The organism is Aeromicrobium sp. YIM 150415 (genome assembly GCF_016918125.1).
GTDB lineage: Bacteria > Actinomycetota > Actinomycetes > Propionibacteriales > Nocardioidaceae > Aeromicrobium > Aeromicrobium piscarium.
On record NZ_JAERWM010000010.1, the window covers coordinates 266,681 to 291,180 of the forward strand.

Genomic DNA, 24,500 nt, shown 5'->3' on the forward strand with positions numbered 1-24,500 from the left:
ACCCTCCTTCTCTCGGGCCGGCTCATTCGGCCAGCTGCCGTATCGCCTCTCGGCGTTCCTCGTCGCTCTTGCGCACCTGCGCGCGAGCCGCGTCGAGCCAGGCGCGTACCGCCGTCGCCCGTTCGCGCGCGTGCGACACATTGGCCGAGACCATGTCGGGTGCGGCGCCACCGTCGCTTCGGTGCGCGGCGACGAAGGACCGGGCGTCGAGGCTGCGGTGGACGTTCTCATCGCTCATCCCCAACCGGTGCCCCAGCGCGAGCTCGGCGGCCTCGTCCACCAGCGCCGCATCGACCTGCTCCGGACCGATGTCGCGCTCGACGGCGAGCCTCACCAGCGTTCCCACCACCTGGTGCGCCGAGCGGAAGTCCAGGTCCGTCGTGCGGTGGATGACCGCTGCCAGCTCCGTGGCCGTCGAGAATCCCGCGGCGGCCGCCTCCGCCATCCGCTCGCGATGGAAACGCATCGAGTCGATGCTGCCGGCGAGCAGCTCCAGCGAGACCGCGGTCTCGTCCAGCAGCCGCAGCACCGGCGGCACCATCTCCTCCTCGACGTCCTTGGTGTCGCCGAAGGTGGTGTTGTGCAGCACCATGAAGACGCCCGACATGTCGCTGACCGCGCGGGCAGCACGCGCCCGGACGTACTCGAAGGGGTAGGCGTTCTTCTTCTGCGGCATCATCGAGCTCGAGCCCGCATAGGAGTCGCCGATCTCCGCGAAGCCGAACTCGACCGTGCACCACAGATAGAGGTCCATGCTCAGCCGGCTGAGGTCGATGCCCACGCCGCTCAGCGCCGCCGCGGTCTCCGTCGCGTAGTCACCCGATCCGACCGCGTCGATGGAGTTCTCGCGGACTCCGTCGAAGCCGAGCAGCCCGGCAACGCGGGCCCGGTCGATCGGATAGGAGGTCCCGGCCAGCGCACCGCAGCCGAGGGTCGAGTGATTCGTCGTCCCATAGGCCGCCTGCAGCCGGCCGGCGTCACGCAGCAGTGCATCGACCATGCCCACGAGGTAGTGGCCGACGGTGCTGGGCTGAGCCGGCTGGAGGTGGGTCCACTGCGGCATCACGGTCTCCCTCTCGGACTCCGCGATGCGTAAGAGCGTGTCGACCAGATCCAGCAGCCGCTCGGCGACGACCGCCGTCCGTGCGCGGATGGCGAGCCGGGTGAGCGGCTCCGGACGGGTCCGGGCGATGTTGATGTCTCCGGCGATCTCCGCTCCGACCAGCTCGGTCAACCGATGTTCCAGATGTGAGTAGAAGTACTCATAGCGCGGATCGAAGGCGGCGAACCGCTCGTCGCCCTCCCGCCGCATGACGGCCAGGCCCTCCGCGACCTGCGCGGCTGCCGCGCGGTCGACGATCCCGCATTCGGCGAGCATGACGATCCACGCCTCGTTGGCATCGAGCAGTCCTTCGAAATAGTGCTCGCGCATGAACTGGTAGCTCGGCTCCAGGATGGTCCGGGTGTAGGTCTCCCCCGGCGCCTCGGACAGGCGATGGCGACTGATCGATCCGGTGTCGTGCTCTGGCATCAGCTTCCTCCTTCTGTTGCGTCGTTCTCGAAGAACAGGTCGCGGGTGGTCAGCTCCTCGCGGATCAGGCCGGTCTCCTCCATGAACGAGGCGAAGAGCCCCAGGCTGACCGGCGTGGTCGTGAACTCGGTGCCCTCGGCCGTCAGCTCTTCAGAGATCTCGGCCGCGTCCATTCCTCCGATGACATCGGTGAGCCGGTCGGCCACCGCGTCGGGGTCGTCGGCGATCTCCTCGTTGGCCGCTTCGAGGGCATCGACCATCGCCGACGCCACATCGGGATTGCACGCGACGAAGTCCTCCATCGCGTAGATCCCGTTGAAGGTGTGCGGTCCGTCGAAGACCTCGTAGCTGTCGAGGAGCACATGGGCCCCTTGGTCAGCCTCCTGTTGTTGGAACGGCGGGGCCGTCAGGTGTGCTTGGAGCTGTCCAGCGACCAACGCCTGCATGCCATCGGGGTGCCCCATCGCGATGATCTGGCTGTCCAGCGCCCGCGGATCGCCCAGCTCTTCCTGTGCGCCCTTGCGCAGCACGATGGATTGGATCGAGTCCGGCCCCGGCATCGCGATGCTGCCGTCTCCCTCGAGCTGTTCGAGGGAACGGACATCTCGATCCATCGTCATCAGCTGCAGGTTCATGGAGTTCAGCGAGGAGATCATCTTCCACTTCATGCCCGCGCCGCGGCCGATGATGAACGGGCCCACACCGCCGGCGGCCATCTGGATCTCCCCGGCGAGCGTGCCGTCGCGGATCGCGGCGCCGGAGTTGAGTTCGCGCCAGGTGATATCGACACCCGGGAGCTCCTCCTCCAGGGTGCCGTCGACCTGCACCAGCAGGAGATTGGCGTAGCCCAGACCGGGCTGATAGGCGATGGTGATCGACGTCTCCTCCTCACAGCTCCCGGTATCGCCCGAGGACGGCGCCAGAGCACAGGAGGCCAGCGAGGCTGTGAGTGCCGCGGCGGTGAGTGCGGACAGGACCCGGCGAGAGGGCCGGGGCCGAAAGGTTCTAGTCATGAGAGCTCCCAGTGATCCGGCGGTCAGGTCGCGTTCTTCATTCCCCAGCGAACGACGGTCCGCCGCTCGACCCAGGTGAAGAAGGACTCCAGCAAGATGCCGATGATCGCGATGGTGATCAGGCCGGCGAAGATCTCCGGAGTCCGCAGGAAGTACCGTGCGTCGTTGATGTAGAACCCGAGACCGCCACCGCCGCCGGCGACGCCGAAGACGAGCTCGGCGGCGATGATCGTCCTCCAGCCGAAGGCCCAACCGGTCTTCAGACCGGTGAGTGCGTAGGGCAGCGCCGCCGGGATGAGCACATTGCGCACCATCCGCCACCCGCGCATCCCCATGTTGCGCCCGACCGATATCAGTGTGGGGTTGACGGTCTTGAAGCCCATGCTCACGTTCATCGCGATCGGCCAGATCACCGAGTTGGCGATCACGATGATCAACGATGTCGTGTTGAGCCCGAACCACAGGATCGCCAGCGGCAGCAGTGCGATGGCCGGCAGCGGGTTGAGCATCGAGGTCAGCAGGACGAGCAGGTCGTCGCCGATCCGAGTCCAGGTCGCCAGGGTGGTCAACACCGCGGCGACCACCATGCCGATCAGCATCGCCGTCAACAGGATGCGCAAGGTGGTGAAGGTCGCGCTGAGCAATGTCCCATCACCGAATCCCGTGACCATGGTCCGTAGCACCTCGAAGGGGCTGGAGACGAGCAGGGAATCGGGAGTGAATGCGGTGATGTAGAGCTGCCAGATCACGACGAAGATCACCAGCAGGGCGATCCGCCGGGGAACCACGGGCAGCCGGCCCCAGACTCCCTTGCCCCCGCGCATGTGCTTCGGGATCTCGATGGTCACGGCCTGGGTCATGGTCTCTTGTGACATCGTTACCTCACTCGAATGCGATCTTCGTGTCGTCATGGCCGAGCAGTGAGCGCAGATGATGCAGCGCCTCGTTGAACGCTGGCTCGTCCGGATCCTCGAGCCCCCTTACGTCGACGACCTCGACGACCTGCGAGGGCGGCTGGCCGAGGACGACCACCCGGTCGCCGAGATAGACGGCCTCCTGGATGCTGTGGGTCACGAAGAGGACCGTCACTCCGGTCCGCCTGGTGACGGTGTGCATCTCCGCCTGCAGGCGTGCGCGAGTCTGGGCATCCAGTGCGCCGAAGGGCTCGTCCATGAGCAGGATCGCCGGGTCCAGGGCCAGAGCGCGGGCGATCGCGACTCGCTGCTTCATGCCGCCGGACAGCTGATAGGGATAACGGTCGGCGGCGTGCCCGAGGTTCATCAGCTCCAGGTACTCGTCGGTTCGACGAGCGGCTTCCTTCTTGTCGCGTCCGTTCTCGATCTGCGGATGACTGATATTGGCGCGGACGGTGAACCAGGGAAAGAGCTGATCGAACTCCTGGAAGACCACCGCACGATCCGGCCCCGGCTCCATCCGGTTCCGTCCCTGCATCGCGATCTCGCCTTTCACGGGGCTCAGAAATCCCGCGATGCACTTGAGCAGGGTGGACTTACCGCAGCCCGAAGGACCGAGCAGCATGATCTTCTCCCCCGACCAGACGTCGAAACTGACGTCGTCGACGGCGATGGTGAGCTTGCCGTCCATGGGGTAGCCCAGTTGGACTTTTGCCACATTCAATAGCGGTTTCGCCGGGTCGATCTGGGGTGTTGGACCGTTTCGGCGTCGTGTACGGCCGTTCGATCTCAACGACGTTGATGACATCAAGCCACCTCCTGAGTGGATAGAGGTCTGGCCACTGACAGTAACCCAGGTCACATGGAGTCGCAAGGAGCCCGCAGGAGAGACGCTGTCCCGCTCAGCCCGAGAGGCCCTGCCACAGACAGGCCAGCGCGGAGGCAGTGATGACACACATGGTCAGACGTCGGAAGGTCGATACCGGCAGGGACGGACCGAGCCGGACCCCCAACAGAGTGCCGCCGACACCGACCGGGACCCACCACAGGAGGAGCGGCGCCACCTCCCCCAGCGGCAGCCGCCCGCCCACGCCGAGCAAGGTCAGGGTGACGAGATTGCCGGCCACGAAGAACACGGCCAGGTCCGCGACGATCTGCCGGGCGTTCGCTCGGCGGCCGGTGAGCAGAAGCGCGGGCGGGACTCCGTTGAGGCTCGTCGTGGAGCCGAGGAAGCCCCCGAGGACGCCGGCGATCCATTCCAGCGGCCGAGCCCTTCGTCCGGACATCGACTCAGCGGCCGCGGAATGCCGGTCACGCGCGATCAATCCCACCACGACGAGGAGCACGAGCGTTCCGGACGCCAGCTGCAGGTCCCTTTCAGGGACGTCGTCGACCAGCCAGAGCCCTGCCGCCGTGCCGGGGAGCGCCCCGAGCACCATCCGTGCCGACCTGGGCCAACTGACGTCTCGCCATCGCACGGCGAGAACGAAGATCCGGGTGAGCAGCGCGATCACCAGGTTCACCACAACCACCTGTTCGAGCGGCAGACCCACCAGCAGGAGCAGGGGCAAGGCGACCAGAGCGTAGGCGAAGCCGACGACACCGCCGAGAAACGCCGCACAGAGGACGACTGCCGCGCCACCGATGACCATCCGCCCACTGTAACGTCCAGCGGTCTTACCTCTGACCACATGGGCGATGCCTGTGGTAACGTGAGCCGCGCAAGGTCAGACCACTGACCTGTTAGGAGGACATTCAACGTGGCACGCGAGAATCCACACTTCCTGGCGCACTGCGACGGTGACGCGGTCGCCGTCGCTGTCTGCGATGTCGAGCCGGGTGATGCCGTGGTCGGATACCTGGACGGCACTCCGACCAGTGCGGTGACCGTGGCGTCGAACATCCCGCTCGGTCACAAAGTGGCACTGCAGGACATCTCATCCGGCGACCAGGTCATCGAGTACACGCTGCCGATCGGAACGGCCAGCACCGACATCACCCAGGGCGACTACGTCCACACCCACAATGTGAGGAGCGCACGATGGCAGAACAGCGTGGCCTGACCGGCTTCCGGCGAGAGAACGGCGCCGTCGGCGTGCGCAATCACGTCGCGATCCTTCCCGTCGACGACTTGTCGAATGCCGCGGCCGAATGTGTCGCCGCACACGTCCCGGGCACCCTGGCCCTCCCCCACGCCTTCGGACGACTGCAGTTCGGCGAGGACCTGGAGCTGACCTTCCGGACCCTGATCGGCATCGGCACGAACCCGAATGTCGCGGCGGTCGTCGTCATCGGCATCGAGCCGAACTGGACCAATCGCGTCGTCGAGGGCATTGCCAAGAGCGGCAAGCAGGTCGAGGGATTCTCGATCGAGGGATTCGGCGATCTCAAGGTCGTCGAGCAGGCCTCTCGCGTCGCGCAGAAGTACCTGCAGACGGCCACGGAGCTCCAACGCGAGCCGGTCGACCGTTCGGAGATCCTCATCACCACCAAGGACGGCGAGTCCGACACCACGACCGGCCTGGGCTCCTGTCGCGCCACCGCCTATCTCATCGACCGCTGGGTCGATGCCGGCGGCACGGTCATCTTCGGCGAGACCAGCGAGCTCACCGGTGGCGAGCATCTGATCGCCGAGCGGTGCATCGACGACACCGTGCGGGCTCGCTTCCAAGAGTTCTACGACGGCTACATCGACATGATCGAGTCGACCGGTGCCAACCTGCTGGGATCACAGCCCACGCAGGGGAACATCGCCGGCGGCCTGTCGACGATCGAGGAGAAGGCCCTCGGCAATATCGTCAAGACGGGATCGAAACCGGTGGTCGGCGCCCTGGCGCCCGCCGAGGCACCCACTCGACAGGGCCTGCACTTCATGGACACGTCGTCCGCCGCAGCGGAGTGCGTGACCCTGATGGCCGCCGGTGGCGGCGTGGTGAACCTGTTCCCGACAGGCCAGGGCAATGTCATCGGCAACCCCGTCCAGCCGGTGGTCAAGATCACCGCCAACCCGAAGACGGCCGAGAGCATGCACGATCACATCGATGTCGACTGCTCACCACTGCTCACCACCGGGCAGTCTCTCGATGAAGCCGGCGAACAGCTCATCGAGCTGGTCGAACGCACCATCAACGGCCGGGTCACCGCGGCGGAGTCCCTCGGGCATCGCGAGTTCACGCTCACGAAGCTGTACCGCAGCGCCTGACGACACGTACCGCGATCTGACGGGGCCGGGGGGGGGGGGGCCCGGGGGCCCCCCCCCCCCCCCCCCCCCCGGGGGGCCCCCCCCCCCCCCCCCCCCGCCCCCCCCCCCCCCCCCCCCCCCCCCGCCCCCCCCCCCGCCCCCCCCCCCCCCCCCCCCCCCCCCCCCCCCCGCGCCCCCCCCCCCCACTTCTCGTCGTGGTGGGCGGTGGGTTACGCACGTCTCGCTCCGTGGGGCGGTGGGTTACGCACGTCTCGACTGCCGCGAGAGGTGCCTATCTCACCGCCCCACCTTGCGAGGGGTGCGCAACTCACCGCCCCACGGGCCGCGTGCGGGGTCACTCGTCGCTCTCGGGTCGCGCGGAGAATGTGAGCAAGAACATGAGGAAAACCTCGCATAAAAGATGAGGAGTTCCTCATGTTTTGCCGTACGATGGCTCTCATGACGACGCTCGACCCCACGCCTGCGCTCACGTCCACCCGCCCCGATGCCACCAGCGGCACCCGGCTCGTGGACCAGCTTCGCTCGACGACCCCCTACGCTCTCGCCTTCGCGGGACAGGGCGGCGAGTGGTTGCCGCCGCTCGCCGAGCTCGTGCGCGACTTCGCGCTCGAGTCCGATCTGGCCGCCGTGACGAGCGAGGTCGACCGGATCCTCGAGCCGGTCGCCGGTGAGCTCGCACGCACCGGCATCGCCTTCACGCCGCTCGCCTGGGTCGACGCGCTCGCCGTCGGCGAATCGGCCGAGGACGACGAGGCGGCGGCAGTGCCGTCCGCCGAGGCGCTGCAGGAGCCGGCCGCCTCCGTGCCCGGCATCGCCCTCACCCAGGTGGCCGCCCTCGCCGCCTTGCGTCGCCAAGGACTCGATCCCGCTGACCACCGACCGGTCGCCGTCATCGGCCACTCGCAGGGTCAGCTCGTCACCGATCTGCTCGGGGGCCTCGACCTCACCACCGCACTCGCGGTGGCCCGCCTCGTCGGTGCCGCCACCCAGATCGTCGGTCGTCGTCGTGGTCTGCTCGGGTCGACGATGCTGAGCGTGAGCAATGTCGATCCCGCGCGTATCGAGGAGATCGTCGCCGATCTGGGCAGCCGCGTCGAATGCCGGATCCGCAACGGCCGTCGCGCGGTCGTCCTCTGCGGCCCGCAGGCCGACCTCGATCGCGCGGTCTCGCGTCTCGAGGCCGTCGCCGCCCAGGAGAAGTCCGAGCGCGACCGCAAGACCACCGGCGGGACCCCCTTCGCCCCGGTCATCGAGCCCCTGCCGGCGCGTGTCGCCTTCCACCACACCGATCTCTCCGAGGTCGCCGACCTCGTCGCCGAGTGGGCCGGACGCGTCGGCCTCGACGCCGCCGTCGCCCGCGACCTCGCGCAGCGTTCGGTCATCGACCCGGTCGACTGGGTCACCGCGCTCGAAGGCGCGCTCGACGCCGGGGCCCAGTGGATCCTCGACCTCGGGCCCGGCGACCTCGCCGCGCGCCTCAGCGCCGCCGAGACCCGGCCTCGCGGTGCGGGCATCGTCTCCACCACCACGCGACGCGGGCACCGTGAGCTGACGGCCGTGGGAGCCGTTCCCGCGCGTCCGACGCCCTGGTCGGCCTTCGCCCCCCGGCTCGTCACTCTGCGCGACGGCCGCACCGTCGCCGAGACCGCCTTCACCCGGCTCACGGGCAAGTCGCCGGTGTTGCTCGCGGGCATGACGCCCACCACGGTCGACGCCGCCATCGTCGCCGCCGCCGCGAATGCCGGCTTCTGGGCCGAGCTCGCCGGAGGCGGTCAGGTCACCGAGGAGATCTTCGCCGACCGGGTCGCCGAGCTCGACGAGTTGCTGACCCCCGGCAGCACCTACCAGTTCAACTCGCTCTTCCTCGACCCCTATCTGTGGAAGCTGCAGCTCGGGCAGAAGCGCCTCGTGCAGCGCGCCCGCGCCAACGGGGCCCCGATCGACGCCGTCATCGTGACCGCCGGCATCCCCGAGCTCGACGAGGCCGTCGATCTGGTCGAGGACCTGCGCTCGGTCGGCATCGCCCATGTCGTGTTCAAGCCCGGCACCGTCGCACAGATCCGTCAGGTCCTGGCGATCGCGCGTGAGCTCGCCCCGCTGCCGGTGATCGTCCAGATCGAAGGCGGTTGCGCCGGAGGCCACCACTCCTGGGAGGACCTCGACGATCTCGTCCTGGCCACCTACGCGGACCTGCGCGCGCAGTCCAATGTGGTCGTGTGCGTCGGTGGCGGCATCGGCACGCCCGAGGCGGCCTCCACCTACCTCACCGGCGAGTGGTCGCGCCGCCACGGGTTCCCGGCGATGCCGCTCGACGGCGTCCTCGTCGGCACCGCCGCGATGGCCACCCTCGAGGCGACGACCTCGCCGGAGGTCAAGCAGCTCCTCGTCGACACCCGCGGCACCGGCGCCTGGGTCGGCGCGGGCACGGCGACCGGCGGCATGGCCTCCGGTCGCAGCCAGCTCGGCGCCGACATCCACGAGATCGACAACACCGCCTCGCGCACCGGCCGTCTGCTCGACGAGGTCGCCGGCGATGCCGAGGCCGTCGCCGCTCGCCGTGACGAGATCGTCGAGGCGATCGATCGCACCGCCAAGCCCTACTTCGGCGATGTCCGCGACATGACCTACGCCCAGTGGCTGCGCCGCTTCGTCGAGCTGTCGGGCACGTCGGCCGATGGCGACCCCGAATGGCTCGATGTCACGCTGCGCGACCGCTTCCATGCGATGGTCCAGCGCGCCGAGGCACGTCTCGCCGACGAGGACCGCGGCCCGATCCCCACCCGTTTCCCCGCGGCGGAGGATGTCGAGGACGGTTTCGCCGCCCTCGCGACGTTGTTCGATGCTCACCCGGCCGCCGAGGACGTCGTCCTGCACCCCGCCGACGAGGCCTTCTTCGTCGAGCTGTGCAAGCGTCCCGGCAAGCCGGTCAACTTCGTGCCCGTCATCGATGCCGACGTGCGCCGTTGGTGGCGTTCGGACTCGCTGTGGCAGGCCCACGACGCCCGGTACAGCGCCGACGAGGTCTGCATCATCCCGGGCACGCGCTCGGTCGCCGGCATCACGCGCGTCGACGAGCCCGTCGCCGATCTGCTCCAGCGCTTCGAGAACGAGGTCATCGACGCTCTCCTCGCGGCCGGCTCCGCACCGGAGCGGGTCGCGGGTCGACGTCGCGTTGAGGTCGACGGCATCGTCGAGTCGCTCGCACTCGTCCTCGCCTCGCCCGATGTCCTCTGGGCGGGCCGTACCGTCGGCAATCCCGTGCACCGGCTCGGCACCGGCTGGGTCGTCACCGGCCCCGATACCGCCGAGCATCCCGAGACGGGTGCTGAGCTCGGCGCCTCGTCGGCCCTCGTCGAGCTGCGGGTGCCGCTGCCCGGCGGCGAGCGGCTGACCCTCCCGATCCGCGTCGAGGACACGGTCGCCTGGGGCGGAAGCCCCGTCGTCACCCAGTCCGATGCCGCGCAGGCGATGCGTGCTCTGGCCGCCCGCGCGGCCGGTGGCTCGGTCCCCGAGGCGGCTGACGGCGTCGCACGCCTCACCGCCGCCTGGACTCCCGACCTGCGCGCCGATCACGCCGCCGTGTCGGGGGCGCCGGTCGAGCCCAGTGCCCATCCGGCCCCCGATGTCCTGGTCGGTCTCGCCTGGCCCGCCGTGTTCGCCGTGATCGGCGACGCGACCGATGACGCGGGTACCCCGGTCGTCGAGGGCATGCTCGATCTCGTCCACCTGGATCACGCGATCGCGATCGGGGAGATCCCGGGCGAGCGCGCCGAGCTGACCATCACCGCGACGCTGCGCGGCGTGGTCGACTCCTCCTACGGTCGCGTGGTGACGGTGGACGTCGACATCGTGGCGGGCTCCGGCGAGGTCGCCGCGCTCACCGAGCGTTTCGCGATCCGCGGCCGGGCCGGACAGGGCGACCTGGCCGATCCCGTGCGCGCCGGCGGCGTGCTCGGCGACGATGTCCGCGACACCCCGCGCCGCAAGCGGGCGACCGCCTCCGTGGCGGCTCCGACCGACCTGCGTGCCTTCGCCGCCGTCACCGGCGACCACAACCCGATCCACACCAGCATCGCCGCGGCGCGCCTGGCCGGACTCGGCGCGCCGATCGTGCACGGCATGTGGACCTCCGCTGCCGCCCAGCAGCAGGTGGTGGCACAGACCGGTCGTCGCCTCGAGGGCTGGACCACCCGATTCATGGCACCGGTCCGCCCGGGTGCCGATGTGGACATCCGTGCCGACCGCGTGGGCCTGGACGCGGGCGCCGAGGTCCTCGACGTCACCGTTCGCGCCGATGGCGAGGTCGTCATGGCCGCCAGCGCCCGGCTGGCTGCCCCGCGCACGGCCTACGCCTTCCCCGGCCAGGGCATCCAGAGCCAGGGCATGGGCATGGCGGGCTACCAGCGCTCCAAGGCTGCCCGCGAGATCTGGGACCGCGCCGACGCGCACACCCGTTCCGCGCTCGGCTTCTCGATCCTCACGGTCGTTCGCGACAACCCGACCGAGCTGACCGCGCACGGTGTCACGCACCGCCACCCCGACGGTGTGCTGTACCTGACCCAGTTCACGCAGGTCGCGATGGCCGTGCTCGGTGCCGCCCAGATGGCCGAGCTCCGGGAGTCCGGCGCCTTCGTCGAGGGTGCGATCCTCGCGGGCCACTCGGTCGGCGAGTACAACGCCCTCGCCGCCGTGTCGGGTGTCATCCCGCTCGAGGCCGTCGTCGAAGTCGTGTTCCAGCGCGGCTCGGTCATGCACACGCTCGTGCCGCGCGATGCGCAGGGACGCAGCGACTACCGGCTCGCGGCCATCCGTCCCTCGCAGATCGGCCTGGCCGATGACGAGGTCACGACCTATGTGGAGAGGATCGCCGAGCAGACCGGTGAGTTCCTGCAGATCGTCAACTACAACCTGCGCGGCTCGCAGTACGCCATCGCGGGCACGGTGGCGGGCCTGGAGGAGCTGGAGCGCGATATCGCCCGCCGCCGCGAGGAGTTCGGCGGCAAGGCCGCGTTCATCCTGGTGCCGGGCATCGACGTGCCCTTCCACTCCCGGGTCCTGCACGGCGGCGTCCCGGACTTCCGCGATCGCCTCGACGAGCTGCTGCCCGCCGATATCGATCCGGCCATCCTCGCCGGCCGGTACATCCCGAACCTGGTGCCGCGTCCGTTCAGCCTCGACCGCGACTTCGTCGTCGAGATCGCCGAACTGGTCGATTCCGCACCGCTGCGCGAGGTGCTCGCCGACTTCGACGCCTGGACGGCGCGTCCCGGTGCGCTGTGCCGGCGCGTGCTGATCGAGCTGCTCGCCTGGCAGTTCGCCAGCCCGGTGCGCTGGATCGAGACCCAGGACCTCATGTTCACGCCGGTCGAGCGCGGTGGCCTCGGAGTCGAGCGCTTCGTGGAGATCGGTGTCGGCTCGGCACCGACCGTCGCCAACCTCGCCTCGTCGACCCTCAAGCTCCCCGAGAGCGAGTACGGGACCGTCGAGGTGGCCAATATCGAGCGCGACGCGTCTGTCGTCTTCGCGACCGATGAGGACCAGCCCGAGGTCGAGGACGACGACATCGACGTGTCGCCGGCGGCCGAGGAGGCTGCACCGTCCTCAGACGCCCGGTCCCTGAGTGCCGCCGAGGAACGAGGCGGTGTATCGAAGGGCGCGGCCCCGGCCGCACCCGCGGGAGGACCGCGCCCGGACGACATCGCCTTCGACGCCGCCGAGGCCACCCGCACCCTCGTGGCCTGGTGGACCAAGCTGCGGCTCGACCAGATCGGTGCCGCCGACTCCATCGAGTCGCTGTGCGACGGCGCATCGAGCCGCCGCAATCAGCTGCTCGTCGATCTCGGCGCCGAGCTCTCGCTCGGTGCGATCGACGGCGCGGCCGATGCGGACCTCGTGACCCTGGGCCAGCAGGTCAAGGGTCTCGCCCGCGGCTACAAGGCCTTCGGCCCGGTGTTGACCGAGACGATCTCGGAGCACCTCAAGAAGGTCCTGGGCCCGGCGGGCAAGAAGCCGGCCTCGGTCACCGATCGGGTCACCGGCACCTGGCAGCTCGGCCCCGGCTGGGCCTCCCACGTGCTCGCCGAGCTCGCGATGTCGACCCGTGAGGGCACGAGCGTCCGCGGTGGGGAGTTCGGCTCCTTCGGCTCGCTGAGCAGCGGTGCCGACGTGGACGCGGCGGTCGATGTCAGCGTCAAGGCCGTGGCCGCGCGTCACGGCGTGAGCGTGGACCTCCCCGCCTCCGGGGGTGGGGGCGGTGCCACCGTGGACGCCGAGGCGCTCGCGGAGTTCACCGACCAGATCACCGGTCGCGACGGCGTGCTGGCCAAGTCCGCGCGGCTCGTGCTCGACGAGCTCGGTCTCAGCGAGATCCCGACGGAGGTCGAGACCGACGAGCAGGCCGCGCGCGTGCTCGAGCGGGTCGAGGCCGAGCTCGGCTCGGACTGGGTCAAATCCACCGCGCCGGCCTTCGATGAGAAGAAGGCCTTCGTGCTCGACGACCGGTGGGCCAGCGCCCGCGAGGATCTCGCACGCATCGCCCACGGTGCCGATGTCACCGGCTCCTTCGTCGGAGCCGGCGCGACGGTGGCCGGGCAGGCACGCTGGTGGGCCGCTCATGCCGGCAACGGTCTGGCTCCGCGCTTCGAGCGGATCGCGGCCGAGGCCGAGGACAGCACCCCGGGTCGCTACGCCGACGAGGTCGCCGTGGTGACCGGTGCCAGCCGCGGCTCGATAGCCGCGGGTGTCGTCGGCGGTCTGCTGGCCGAGGGCGCCACGGTCGTCGCGACCACGTCGGGCGTCGACGGGCGCAAGCTCGCCTTCTTCAAGCAGCTCTACCGCGACTACGCCCGCCAGGGTGCGGCGCTGTGGGTCGTTCCGGCCAATATGGCGTCCTTCGCCGATGTCGACGCGCTCGCCGCGTGGATCGGATCGGAGCAGACCCAGACCGCGGCCGGCGTCACGACGGTGTCCAAGCCGGCGCTGACCCCGACCCTGCTGTTCCCCTTCGCGGCCGGCCGGGTCATGGGCGACACGACCGACGCCGGTCCGCGTGCTGAGCTGGAGATGCGTGTGCTGCTCTGGTCGGTCGAGCGGCTCGTGGGTGTGCTGTCCGAGCACGTCCAGGATCGCGACCTGACCCGGCGTCTGCACGTCGTCCTGCCGGGTTCGCCGAACCGCGGCATGTTCGGTGGCGACGGCGCCTACGCCGAGGCCAAGGCCGCGCTCGACGCGCTCGTGGCCAAGTGGAGCTCGGAGCGCTCCTGGAGCGGTCGCACGACGCTGGCCCACGCCATCATCGGCTGGGTCCGCGGCACCGGCCTCATGGGCGGCAACGATCCGATGGTCGAGGCCGTCGAGGCGCTCGGCGTCCGCACCTGGTCGACCGACGAGATGGCCGAGGCGCTGCTCACTCGCGGTGTCGACGACGCCCGGGAACAGGCTGTCCAGGCGCCGGTCGAGGTCGACCTGACCGCCGGCCTCGGTGATGTCGAGCTCGACCTCGCCGCCATCGCCGAGGACTCCGGTGGTCGAGTAGGCGCGAGGAACGAGGGCCGTATCGAGACCACTGTCACGATCGCGGCGCTGCCGGGCTCGCCCGCCCAGCTCGACGTGGTCGAGACCCCCGAGTGGGGCGAGGTCACCACTTCCCTCGACGACATGATCGTCATCGTCGGGGCCGGTGAGCTCGGTCCCTACGGTTCGGCGCGCACGCGTTTCGAGGTCGAGGTCAGCGATCGGCTGTCCGCGGCCGGGGTGCTGGAGCTCGCCTGGACCACGGGCCTGCTGACCTGGGACGACGTCAATCGCGGCTGGTACGACGCCGAGAGCGGCGATCCCGTGGCCGAGGAGGACATCGCCGACCGTTACGAGGAGGCCGTGCGCGAGCGGGTCGGCGTGCGCCGGTACGCCGACGACGGCTCAATGACCGACAACGCCGCGCCGCTGCTGACCTCGGTCTACCTGGAGGAGGACCTCTCCTTCACCGTGTCCGGTGAGGCCGAGGCGCGGGCGATGCGCGAGGCCGATCCCGAGCGCACGGTGATCTCCCAGGATGCCGACGGCGAGTGGACGGTCACCCGCAAGGCGGGCACCGAGATCCGCGTGCCGCGCAAGATGAAGCTGTCGCGCACCGTGGGCGGCCAGATCCCCACCGGCTTCGACCCGACGGTCTGGGGCATCCCGGCCGAGATGGTCGAGTCCGTGGACCGGGTCGCGCTCTGGAACATCGTCTGCACGGTCGACGCGTTCCTGTCGAATGGCTTCTCGCCTGCCGAGCTGCTGCGCTGGGTGCACCCGACGCTGGTGGCCAACACCCAGGGCACCGGCATGGGCGGCATGAGCTCGATGCACTCGCTGTACATCGACACGCTGCTGGGCGAGTCCAAGGCCAACGACATCCTGCAGGAGGCGCTGCCGAATGTCATCGCGGCGCATGTTGTGCAGTCCTATGTCGGCAGCTACGGCGCGATGATCCACCCGGTCGCCGCCTGCGCCACCACGGCCGTCTCGGTCGAGGAGGGCGCGGACAAGATCAAGCTCGGCAAGGCCGAGTTCGTGGTCGCCGGCGGCTTCGACGATCTGTCGGTCGAGGGCATCGTCGGCTTCGGCGACATGTCCGCGACGGCCGACTCGTCGGTCATGGCCGCCAAGGGTCTCGAGGACCGCTACTTTAGCCGGGCCAACGATCGTCGCTACGGCGGGTTCGTGGAGTCCCAGGGCGGCGGAACGGTGCTGCTGGCCCGTGGCTCCCTCGCGGCCGAGCTGGGACTGCCGGTCCTCGGCGTCCTGGCCTACGCCAGCTCCTTCGCCGATGGCGTGCACACCTCGATCCCGGCGCCGGGCCTCGGTGCCCTCGCCGCGGGCCGCGGTGGTCGCTCGTCGCAGCTGGCGATGTCCCTCGCCGGTCTCGGCGTCGGTGTCGACGACATCGCGGTGCTCAGCAAGCACGACACCTCGACGGGCGTCAACGAGCGCAACGAGTCCGAGCTGCACGAGCGTCTCGCCGGAGCGCTCGGACGCAGCGACGGCAACCCGCTGTACGTGATGAGCCAGAAGACGCTGACCGGTCACGCCAAGGGCGGCGCGGCGGCCTTCCAGCTGATCGGCCTGTGCCAGGTGCTCTCGGCCGGTGTCGTGCCGCCGAACCGTTCGCTGGACTGCGTCATGGACGACCTCGCCGAGCACGAGCACCTGGTGTGGCTGCGCGAGCCGCTGGCCACTGGGCCTCTCAAGGCCGGCCTGGTCACGAGTCTCGGCTTCGGCCACGTGGCGGGTCTGCTGGCCGTCGTGCATCCGCAGGCCTTCGTCGAGGCGCTGCCCGCCGAGGAGCGCGCGGCGTACCTCGATCGGGCCGAGCAGCGTCAGATCGAGGGCCGGATGCGGCTCACCGAGGCCATGTACGGCGGATCTCCGCTCTACCGTCGTCCCGCCGGTCGCCGTCTCGGCGAGGCGGGCGCGCGGGAGCGCGAGGCCGCCATGCTGATCGACCCGGAGGCGCGGCTCGGCGCTGACGGTGTCTACCAGTGCCGGTAATGCGCGATGGGGGTCGTCATCGGCACTGGGGTCGACCTCGTCCACGTTCCGGGATTCGCTGACCAGGTTCAGCGTCCCGGAACGTGGGTCGACCGGGTGTTCACACCCGGCGAGCGGCGCGATGCGCGGAGCTTCCTTGCCGATGCCTCCGCGTCTCGCGCCGCCGAGGTCGCGTCCTTGGCGGCGCGCTGGGCCGCCAAGGAGGCCTTCGTCAAGGCCTGGTCGGAGTCCCTGTGGGGGAGGGCTCCGGTGCTCGGCGAGGAGATCCACCACCTGATCGAGGTCGTCACCGATGCCTGGGGACGGCCCCGGCTGGTGCTGCACGGGGAGGTGCGGGCCGCCCTCGGCGAGGACATCGCCGCCTTCGTCTCCCTCTCGCACGACGGCGACTACGCCATCGCCACCGTCACCCTCACCCGCCCGCCTTCCTAGCGCCGTCGGCTCGCCTGTCGCGTACGCGGCGCTGCGAGGAACGACGGACGATGTGCCTCTGTGGTTGTCATGACGACCACAGAGGCACATCCTTCGTGACCGGGCGACGAAGGATGTGATGTGCGGGTTGCCGGGGCAGCCACCGAGTCACATCCTCCGTCGGTGGACGGGAGGCTCGGGCCCCATGACAGATGTCATCCGCATCCGTGACGCCGTCCCACTGGGCGGGTGGGTCTGGGCCCGGAAGAGTGGAGGCCATGAGCAGAGACATGATGTCGTCCCTTGCATCCAGCTTCGACTCGCTGCCTTTTGCCCTGCAGATCCTCGTGGTCGCGGTGATCGGCGTCGTGCCCTTCCTGGAGAGCTACGTCGGAGCCTTCGTGGGCACGCTCGTCGGTCTGCCCGCTCCCGTCGCCCTCGTCGCGGCCGTGCTCGGCAATGTCCTCGCTGTCGTGGTCGCGGTCGCTCTCGGGAGCCGGATCGCGCAGCGCCGCGAGCGTCAGCGCGAGCAGCCCCGCACTCCTCGACAGGAGAAGGTCATCGCTCGCGTCGACCGATGGGGAGTGCCGATCGCCAGCCTCCTCGCGCCGATGGTGCTCGCGATCTCGCTGACGGCCTTCATCATGACGACGGTGGGCCTGGCGCGGCGGCAGGTCATGGTCTGGCAGATCGCCGCGGTCGTGCTCTGGGGCGGCGTCTTCACGGCCTTCGGCCTCGGCCTGCTGTCGGTGACGGGCTGACATGCTCCGCTCGCCGGGGCAGGAGCGCTTGGCGCGGATCAGCGCGTGGTCGCGCTCGTGGCGTCTGGCAGACATCGGGCCTCGGTCGCCGAGACGCAGCCGGGACATCACGCGCCGACGCAAGCGAGCCCGACATCTACCCGCCGAGATCACCCGCGCGACGTAGCGCTTCGCTGACTCTCCGCGCCGCGGTCGGGGCGTCGACCTGAATCCGGCATTGATGGGCGAGGGCCGCGGACCACGCGCCGTCGCTCGGTAGATCGACGAAATCACCGGACGTCGAGGGCTGGCCGGTCGGTCCCATGCGGACATAGAGATCGAGCGACTCGGCAGTGACATGGCCGGCATCGGCAAGAGCCCAGAGGTCGTAGAGGTCGCGGGGCGCCCTGCGGTCGCGCCATGCGGCGAGCTTCGCCGCGACGAAGGCCGCGGGCGTGAGTACCTTCATCCGCGCCGGTGGAGCGTCACCGTAGCGTTGCTCGAGGTCGACCTCAAGCGTCGGCCACCGCGGATAGTTGATGTATGACAGCAGTTGGATCTGGACCGTGGTGGCGTCCGCCACGCGGAGGACGGCAGGGCCGGAGCCCCGCGTCTGATGCAGCGGCGGGAACCATTCGACGGAACCGTGGCTGCGGGCGAGTCCATCGTCGATGGCTTCCATCATCCGTGGGGCGATGTCCGAGCGGCGAGCGGTCGTGAGGAGATCGATGTCCTCGCTGAGCCGAAGGTCCGGGAGCAGAGTCCGCGACAGCGCGGTCCCTCCGAAGAACACGAGCTCGCCCTGACCCGGCATCTGACTGAGTGCGGCGAGAAGGTGAGAGATCACATGGTCGCGGACGACCTGTGCATCGGCGACGCCGAACTGTTCGCGTACACGGACGAGATCGTTGGCGCGGATCATGTGAGCGCCTCGATCCGTTCGAGGGCAGCGCCCATTCCGTGTTGTTCAGCGGTGATACGTGTCAGACGGTCGTGATCGAGGCGGGGGAGGAGGTTCCGTAGCGCGGCGGCTGCCTCCTCGGGATGACCGCCACGCCCTGGGTGACGAGCGAGGTCGAGCGCCGTCTGCTCGACGGTGGTGACCAACACTCGGCCGGTGTCCAAGGTTTCGAGACGGGCATCGAGAGCAGCGGTCTGCCGTTGAACAATGTGGAGCCTCCCGCCATCGTCGAGAACTAGGGGTCGATGCTGTCGTGGGGCTGCGATGACGACATCTCCGATGGCGCGGGGGAACGCCCCGTGGATCCGGGCGGCGGAGATCCCCATCATGACGATGTGGTCGATGCCGTAGATCGCGGCGGCGATGCCGGCGCCCGCGGTCTCCGGGGATGGCCGCCACCCCGGCTCCGCATCATCCGGTACGGCCATGACATATCCGGCGGCGAGACGTGCGAGGGCACCTGTGCCGAGGTGATGGGAGATGACCGCTCGCGGATTGGCGAAGGCATCGCTGAGATCACGCGGCCGGAGGGTGCGCAGGGGCGCACGCGCGATCAACTGAGGAGCAGTCACGGGAGACCTCCTTTCACTATGCAGATCGTAGCACCAAGGGCTACGATCTGCATAGTGGCTGACCCGCTCGCATGCCTTGCCGGGACCGATGATGATGCGTAACGGCTGTTATAGCCGCCCCGATGCATCATCATCGGTGCGGAGGTCGTCCACTATCTCGGCACCTCGCCGACCGCATCGGTCTCACAGGAGAAGGGCCGGCTAGGCAAGCTCTTCGGCCGCTGACGCGCGTGTCTCAGGCGTGGGGCTGGGAGGCGAGCAGGTAGGCGCTCAGCAGGCGCTTGAGCTCGATGACGGCCTCGGTGTGCTCCTGGCCGTCGCGCACGGAGAAGTTGAGCATCGAGTAGGCGACGTAGACCAGCACCTCGGCCATGATCTGGCGGCGCTCGCGCGGGGTGCCCGGGGTGAGGGGGCCGAGCGCGTAGGCGACATCGGAGGCCAGCTCGCGTTCGGTGACGGCGGCGGTGGCGCGGGTGGCCGGCGTGGACTGCATCGCCATCCAGACCGCTCGACGGGACGGGTCCTCGATCCAGAGCCGGGCCATGTGGTCGACCAGGCGATTGAGCAGGACCAGCCAGTCCAGGGTGGGGAGCGCCGCAGTCAGGCGCCCCAGCTCCTCGCGAACGGCGACGGCGTTCTGGCGGTCGAGCTCGCAGACGATGACGTACTTGTTCTGGAAGAACTGATAGAGCGTCCCGATGGGAAGCCCGGCGCGCTGGGCGACCTCTTCGCAGGTGAAGGACTCGAAGCCGACGTCCAGCAGAAGTTCGCGCGACACCTGCAGCAGATGATCGAACTTGAGCTGGCTGCGCTCCTGGGTGGGGCGCCTCCGGGGCTCGAGGATCTGCGCGGTCACGTCTCTAGGGTACAGAACCGGAGCCGGAGGTCAGTTCTGTGGTGCGACAGCAACGACACGGCCGCCGGAGAATCGCCCTCGCGGGGATCCCTCCGGCGGCCGTCTCGATCACGCCGTGGCGTCGAGGCCGTGCTGCACGAGCGGGAAGATCGAGTCGCCGATGTGGTCGAAGCCCTCGCCGAGCGTCTGCCCGTGGATGTAGCGGTAGTAGATGCCCTCGAGGATGACCGCCAGCTTGAAGTACGCCAGCCCGAGGTGGAAGCCGAGCTCGCCCAGATCGCGCCCGGAGGTCGTGGCGTACCGATCGATGACCGCGTCGACCGACAGATAACCGGGAGCCTTGGGCGCGTCGGTGACCGAGGCGGGAGAGTCGCCACTGTCGTGCAACGCGAGGTTCTGGTACGCCACCATCAGCGCCACATCGGTCAGCGGATCGCCGAGCGTGCTCATCTCCCAGTCCAGCACCGCCGTGATCTGATCGGCATCGTCGACCAACGCGTTGTCGAGCCGGTAGTCGCCGTGCACGATCGTGCCGTCACCGGACTGCGGGATGGACCGCTCCAGCCGTGCGTACAGCTCGTCGATCCCGTCGATCTCCCGGCTCCGTGAGGCGTCGAGCTGCTTCTTCCAACGACGGACCTGACGCTCCAGGTAACCGTCGGGGCGGCCGAACTCCTCGAGCCCCACCGCCGTGTAGTCGACCTCGTGCAGGGCCGCGAGGGTGTCGACGAGCCGCTCGGAGATCGCGCGGGTGCGCTCCTCCCCGAGCTTCTCGAGCTGCTCGGCGCGTTGGAAGGGAGTCCCGGCGACGCTCTCCATCAGATAGAAGGGCGCGCCGATGACGGAGTCGTCCTGGCAGAGCCCGTAGGTGGCCGGCACCGGGACCGAGGTGTCGGCGAGGGCGCTCATCACCCGGTACTCGCGCGACATGTCATGCGCCGTGGCGAGGACATGTCCGAGCGGTGGCCGGCGCGCGATGATCTCGCGCGCGCCGTCACTGACGCGGTAGGTCAGATTGGACTTGCCGCCGGTGATGAGCGTGGCCGTGAGCGGCCCGGAGGTGTCCAGCACCCCGGGCCGCTCGGCGTCGATCCACCGGGCGAGCGCTCCTGTGTCGAGGCCCTCGGTCATGTCAGTCCTTCGGTCCGCCGGCGACGTAGATGACCTGGCCGGAGACGAAGCCCGCGCCCTCGCTGACGAGGAACGCGGCCGTGTGCGCGATGTCCTCGGGCTGGCCGACGCGCTGGACCGGGATCTGCTCGGCGCTGAACTTGATGAAGTCGTCGAAGTCGACGCCGATCCGCTCGGCGGTCGCGGCGGTCATGTCGGTCTGGATGAAGCCGGGGGCGATCGCATTGGCGGTCACGCCGAACTTGCCGAGCTCGATCGCGAGGGTCTTGGTGAAGCCCTGGATGCCGGCCTTGGCGGCGGAGTAGTTGGCCTGGCCGCGGTTGCCGAGGGCCGAGGTGCTCGACAGGTTGACGATGCGACCGAACTTCGCCTCGGTCATGTGCTTCTGCACGGCCTTGGTCATGTTGAACGCGCCACGCAGGTGCACGCCCATGACGGCGTCCCAGTCGTCGACCGTCATCTTGAACAGCAGGTTGTCGCGGATGATGCCGGCATTGTTGACCAGCACGGTGGGAGCGCCCAGTTCGGAGGCGACACGCTCGACGGCGGCCTCGACGCTATCGGCATCGGCGACATTCGCCCCCACGGCGATCGCGATGCCTCCGGCGGAGGTGATGGCCTCGACGGTGTCGGCGCAGGCCGCCTCGTCCAGGTCGAGGACGGCCACCTGGAGGCCGTCGGCGGCGAGGCGCTGGGCGACGCCCCGGCCGATGCCCCGGGCGGCTCCGGTGACGATGGCGGTACGAGTCTCGGACACGATGATCCCTTTCCGTCGGAAGACGATGGTGCGAAGAGGCCACGGACGATAGGGAGATAGTCGGTGGTCGAGTGCGACCGAGGAACGAGGGAGCGTATCGAGACCACGTCGCGTGGGTGATTTCGATATGCCGCTCGTTCCTCGCGGCTACTCAATCACCGAGGGACCGTCGATCCGCGAAACTCTAAGCGCTTGCTTAGTTCGCACTCTAGCACTTGCCGTGGGTGGGGGACATCACATGCCGGATTCGCCAAGAAGATGAGGAATCCCTCATGTTTGCCCTATAGTTGAGGAAACCCTCACGTTTTAGGAGTCGTTGTGACCGACATCGAGCAGGTGGCCGACCACCGCGCGACACTCGCACACCGCCGGGACGAGCGCTTCGCGCGCGTCGAGCCCCGCGGCAAGCGGGTGCACACCGCCCGCGAACGCGTCGAGCTGTTCTTCGACGACGGCACGTTCAACGAGACCACTCCGATGCGTTCGGCCCACGGCGGCGGCAGTGGCGTCGTCACCGGCTGGGGACTCGTCGACGGCCGGCCCGTCGTCGTCGCATCGCACGACGCCGCGGTCGCCTCCGGCGCCATCGGCGAGGTCATGGCCGAGGCGATCATGGCCGCCCAGCGGCTCGCGATCGACCGCGGCTTCCCGATCGTCTACATCAACGACTCCGGCGGCGCCCGCGTGCCCGACGGCATCCTCGCGCTCCACGGCTGCGGCGGCATCTTCGCGCTCAATGTCGAGGCGCAGCGCCGGATCCCGCAGATCTCCCTCATCCTCGGCCCGTGCGCGGGCGCCGCGGCCTATTCGCCGGCGCTCACCGACTGGACGATCATGGTCAAGGGCCAGGGGCACATGTTCCTCACGGGTCCGGACATCGTCAAGGCCGCCACGGGTGAGGACGCGACGGCCGACGAGATCGGCGGCTCGCGCCTGCACACCGAGACCAGCGGCGTCGCCCATCTCGAGGTCGAGTCCGAGGTCGAGGCGCTCGAATCGGCGCGCCTGCTGCTGTCCTTCCTGCCCTCGCACGCCGGTGGCGCCCAGCAGGTCAGCGGAGCCGTCCCCGCCAACCCGCGCGCTGCCGAGGCACTGCCCGACCTCGTGCCGGCCAAGGCCTCGGTCGTCTTCGACATGAACCAGCTCGTCGACGGCGTGCTCGACAACGGTGCCCGCCTCGAGCTGATGCCCGGCCATGCCGGCAGCATCCTCACGCTCTTCGGCCGTCTCGACGGGCGCCCCGTCGGTGTCGTCGCCAACCAGCCGGCCTGCCGGGGCGGCATCCTCGATGCCAAGAGCTCGGTCAAGCTCGCTCGTTTCGTCGAGTTCTGCGGACGGTTCGGCGTGCCCGTGCTCACCTTCGTGGACGTCCCGGGATTCCTCCCGGGCACGGTCGAGGAGGGCCGCGGCGTCATCACGCATGGCGCCAAGGTCCTCAAGGCCTATGTGGATGCCGACTCGCCCAAGCTCACCGTCGTCGTGCGCAAGGCCTACGGCGGCGCCTACATCGCGATGGGTGCCAAGTCGCTCGGCGCGGACATGACGTGGGCGTGGTCGAATTCCGAGATCGCGGTCATGGGCCCTGGCGGCGCGGTCGCGCTGCTGCACCGCCGTGCGCTCGCCGCGGCCGATGACCCGATCGCGCTGCGCGACGAGCTCGCGGCCGAGTACCGCGAGAACGTCGCCCGGCCTTACGGCGCGGCCGAGGCTGGCATCGTCGACGATGTCATCGTGCCCGAGGAGACCCGCGGCCGGATGACCCAGGCGCTGCGCATGCTCACCTACGCGGAGGGCGAGCGGTGACCGTCCCCGCACGGGCCGACATCGTCGGCAATGTCTGGAAGATCGTGGCCCGCGAGGGCGATCCCGTCGGGATCGGCGATACCGTCGCGATCCTGGAGACCATGAAGATGGAGATCCCCGTGGTCGCGCCGGCGGCAGGGCATGTGAGTCGCATCCTGGTCGCCGAGGGGCAGATCGTCCAGGAGGGCGATCCGGTCGCCGAGATCGACGCCACGCTCAGCGCCTGACGGCTCTCTGACAGGATCGGCGGGGTGAACGAGCACCGCCATGAGATCCACATGCGATGGGCCGACATCGATTCGCTGAACCACGTCAACAATGTCGTCTACCTCGAGTACGCCGCGCAGGCCGAGCACGCGCTGATCGCCGATCGGGTCGTGGAGCGGCGCCGGCCCGGTTCGGTGGTGGTCGAGTTCAGCCGCCCCATCCAGCTGAGCCGGCGGCCGGTCGAGGTCGTCACGCAGGTCCGCGAGGACTCGCTCGTGCAGCGGATCGGCGTGCGGGGGAGCGATCGGGTCTTCGCCACGGTCACGTCGTCCTTCGGCGCTCCGGACCGAGTGGAGCCCGCCGCCGGTGTCGCCGAACAGCCGTTGACGCTGCGTCCCTCCGATCTCGATCACGATGGGTCCGTCTCGGTGCCCAGGGTCTTCGAGCTCCTGCAGGAGTCGCGCATCCCGTACATGGCCACGCTCTTGCCGTCCGGTCCAGGTGGCGTCGTGCTCGCCACGGTCGCGGTCGACCTCGTCCGCCCCATCACCGGAGACGACGTCGTCGAGTCGCGCGCCTGGGTGGACCGGCTCGGCACCTCGTCCTATGCGATCGGCGCGCAGTTGGTCGTGGACGGTGCTGTGTCCGTGTCGTCGCTGGCGGTGCTCGTCGGCTTCGACCCGGCGACCCAGCGTTCTCGCGCGCTCTCGGAGGCCGAACGCGAGGGCATCGCCTCGGGTCTGCGCGTCTAGGTTCGTCCCCGCCACCCGCCCGTTGAGATCGGACGCGGAGCTGTCAGATACCGTGTATCGTACTTTTGTGCGGTGGGTTTCAGCCGCCACGGCGGCACCGAGAGCCGTGCAGTCATTCG

Annotated in this window: 18 protein-coding genes; 8 read left to right on the forward strand and 10 right to left on the reverse strand. The window is 69.4% G+C overall.

Going from position 1 to position 24,500, the window contains the following annotated elements:
• Positions 1 to 22 precede the first annotated feature (22 nt).
• The 5 genes from argH to JL108_RS07060 all read right to left on the reverse strand — a co-directional run bounded on the left by argH (position 23) and on the right by JL108_RS07060 (position 5,110).
• Positions 23 to 1,531, reverse strand: a complete 1,509-nt coding sequence (gene argH / locus JL108_RS07040; protein WP_205196379.1) for an argininosuccinate lyase — start codon at positions 1,529 to 1,531, stop codon at positions 23 to 25.
• Entirely contained in the window at positions 1,531 to 2,544 is a 1,014-nt protein-coding gene (locus tag JL108_RS07045) for an ABC transporter substrate-binding protein (protein ID WP_205196380.1), read from the reverse strand. The genes argH and JL108_RS07045 overlap by 1 nt, the downstream gene beginning before the upstream one ends.
• A 23-nt stretch (positions 2,545 to 2,567) precedes the next feature.
• On the reverse strand, positions 2,568 to 3,419 hold the full coding sequence (locus JL108_RS07050; RefSeq protein WP_205196381.1) for an ABC transporter permease: 852 nt from the start codon (positions 3,417 to 3,419) through the stop codon (positions 2,568 to 2,570).
• Between the two features lie 7 nt (positions 3,420 to 3,426).
• The gene (locus tag JL108_RS07055) at positions 3,427 to 4,176 is read right to left on the reverse strand and encodes an ABC transporter ATP-binding protein (protein ID WP_205196382.1); all 750 of its coding nucleotides are present in this window, start codon (positions 4,174 to 4,176) and stop codon (positions 3,427 to 3,429) included.
• 184 nt (positions 4,177 to 4,360) lie between these two features.
• Positions 4,361 to 5,110, reverse strand: a complete 750-nt coding sequence (locus tag JL108_RS07060; RefSeq protein ID WP_205196383.1) for a sulfite exporter TauE/SafE family protein — start codon at positions 5,108 to 5,110, stop codon at positions 4,361 to 4,363.
• 108 nt (positions 5,111 to 5,218) lie between these two features.
• On the opposite strand from JL108_RS07060, the gene JL108_RS07065 reads away from it, so the two are divergent.
• The 5 genes from JL108_RS07065 (at position 5,219) to JL108_RS07085 (ending at position 17,363) form a co-directional block, all read left to right on the forward strand.
• A complete protein-coding gene (locus JL108_RS07065; RefSeq protein WP_205196384.1) occupies positions 5,219 to 5,521 on the forward strand; it encodes a UxaA family hydrolase in 303 nt (100 codons plus the stop codon).
• Positions 5,500 to 6,660, forward strand: coding sequence for a UxaA family hydrolase (locus JL108_RS07070; RefSeq protein WP_205196385.1), 1,161 nt, complete (start codon positions 5,500 to 5,502; stop codon positions 6,658 to 6,660). The genes JL108_RS07065 and JL108_RS07070 overlap by 22 nt, the downstream gene beginning before the upstream one ends.
• A gap of 438 nt (positions 6,661 to 7,098) precedes the next feature.
• Positions 7,099 to 16,191 carry a type I polyketide synthase gene (locus tag JL108_RS07075; RefSeq protein WP_205197614.1) on the forward strand — a complete coding sequence of 3,031 codons (9,093 nt, stop codon included), beginning with the start codon at positions 7,099 to 7,101 and terminating at the stop codon, positions 16,189 to 16,191.
• A gap of 6 nt (positions 16,192 to 16,197) precedes the next feature.
• Positions 16,198 to 16,623, forward strand: a complete 426-nt coding sequence (locus tag JL108_RS07080; protein WP_205197615.1) for a holo-ACP synthase — start codon at positions 16,198 to 16,200, stop codon at positions 16,621 to 16,623.
• Positions 16,624 to 16,880: 257 nt separating this feature from the next.
• Complete coding sequence (locus JL108_RS07085) at positions 16,881 to 17,363, forward strand: hypothetical protein (RefSeq protein ID WP_205197616.1); 483 nt, start codon at positions 16,881 to 16,883, stop codon at positions 17,361 to 17,363.
• Between the two features lie 136 nt (positions 17,364 to 17,499).
• Here JL108_RS07085 and JL108_RS07090 read toward each other — a convergent pair whose 3' ends face one another.
• The 5 genes from JL108_RS07090 to fabG form a co-directional block, all read right to left on the reverse strand.
• A complete protein-coding gene (locus JL108_RS07090) occupies positions 17,500 to 18,264 on the reverse strand; it encodes a nucleotidyl transferase AbiEii/AbiGii toxin family protein (protein ID WP_205197617.1) in 765 nt (254 codons plus the stop codon).
• A complete protein-coding gene (locus tag JL108_RS20425) occupies positions 18,261 to 18,875 on the reverse strand; it encodes a type IV toxin-antitoxin system AbiEi family antitoxin (RefSeq protein ID WP_205197618.1) in 615 nt (204 codons plus the stop codon). The genes JL108_RS07090 and JL108_RS20425 overlap by 4 nt, the downstream gene beginning before the upstream one ends.
• Before the next feature lie 235 nt (positions 18,876 to 19,110).
• Positions 19,111 to 19,731 (reverse strand): TetR/AcrR family transcriptional regulator, encoded by a 621-nt coding sequence (locus JL108_RS07100; protein WP_205197619.1) that lies wholly within the window; start codon positions 19,729 to 19,731, stop codon positions 19,111 to 19,113.
• A gap of 108 nt (positions 19,732 to 19,839) precedes the next feature.
• Complete coding sequence (locus JL108_RS07105) at positions 19,840 to 20,862, reverse strand: phosphotransferase family protein (RefSeq protein WP_205197620.1); 1,023 nt, start codon at positions 20,860 to 20,862, stop codon at positions 19,840 to 19,842.
• Position 20,863: 1 nt separating this feature from the next.
• Positions 20,864 to 21,619, reverse strand: a complete 756-nt coding sequence (fabG, locus tag JL108_RS07110; RefSeq protein WP_307837214.1) for a 3-oxoacyl-ACP reductase FabG — start codon at positions 21,617 to 21,619, stop codon at positions 20,864 to 20,866.
• Positions 21,620 to 21,937: 318 nt separating this feature from the next.
• Here fabG and JL108_RS07115 point away from each other — a divergent pair, with 318 nt between their 5' ends.
• Genes JL108_RS07115 through JL108_RS20430 form a run of 3 tightly spaced genes read left to right on the forward strand, consistent with a single transcriptional unit; the run spans position 21,938 to position 24,381 of the window.
• The gene (locus tag JL108_RS07115; RefSeq protein WP_205197621.1) at positions 21,938 to 23,422 is read left to right on the forward strand and encodes an acyl-CoA carboxylase subunit beta; all 1,485 of its coding nucleotides are present in this window, start codon (positions 21,938 to 21,940) and stop codon (positions 23,420 to 23,422) included.
• Entirely contained in the window at positions 23,419 to 23,649 is a 231-nt protein-coding gene (locus tag JL108_RS07120; RefSeq protein WP_143912953.1) for a biotin/lipoyl-binding carrier protein, read from the forward strand. Before JL108_RS07115 ends, JL108_RS07120 begins: the two co-directional genes overlap by 4 nt.
• 24 nt (positions 23,650 to 23,673) lie before the next feature.
• Positions 23,674 to 24,381 (forward strand): hotdog domain-containing protein, encoded by a 708-nt coding sequence (locus tag JL108_RS20430; protein WP_205197622.1) that lies wholly within the window; start codon positions 23,674 to 23,676, stop codon positions 24,379 to 24,381.
• The last annotated feature ends 119 nt before the right edge of the window (positions 24,382 to 24,500 follow it).

Coding starts and splice junctions, on each gene's coding strand:
- JL108_RS07080 (WP_205197615.1), top strand. CDS start 16,198: ATGGGGGTCGTCATCGGCACTGGGGTCGACCTCGTCCACGTTCCGGGA.
- JL108_RS07050 (WP_205196381.1), bottom strand. CDS start 3,419: ATGTCACAAGAGACCATGACCCAGGCCGTGACCATCGAGATCCCGAAG.
- JL108_RS07105 (WP_205197620.1), bottom strand. CDS start 20,862: ATGACCGAGGGCCTCGACACAGGAGCGCTCGCCCGGTGGATCGACGCC.
- JL108_RS07070 (WP_205196385.1), top strand. CDS start 5,500: ATGGCAGAACAGCGTGGCCTGACCGGCTTCCGGCGAGAGAACGGCGCC.
- JL108_RS07085 (WP_205197616.1), top strand. CDS start 16,881: ATGAGCAGAGACATGATGTCGTCCCTTGCATCCAGCTTCGACTCGCTG.
- JL108_RS07060 (WP_205196383.1), bottom strand. CDS start 5,110: ATGGTCATCGGTGGCGCGGCAGTCGTCCTCTGTGCGGCGTTTCTCGGC.
- argH (WP_205196379.1), bottom strand. CDS start 1,531: ATGCCAGAGCACGACACCGGATCGATCAGTCGCCATCGCCTGTCCGAG.
- JL108_RS07090 (WP_205197617.1), bottom strand. CDS start 18,264: ATGATCCGCGCCAACGATCTCGTCCGTGTACGCGAACAGTTCGGCGTC.
- JL108_RS07075 (WP_205197614.1), top strand. CDS start 7,099: ATGACGACGCTCGACCCCACGCCTGCGCTCACGTCCACCCGCCCCGAT.
- JL108_RS07045 (WP_205196380.1), bottom strand. CDS start 2,544: ATGACTAGAACCTTTCGGCCCCGGCCCTCTCGCCGGGTCCTGTCCGCA.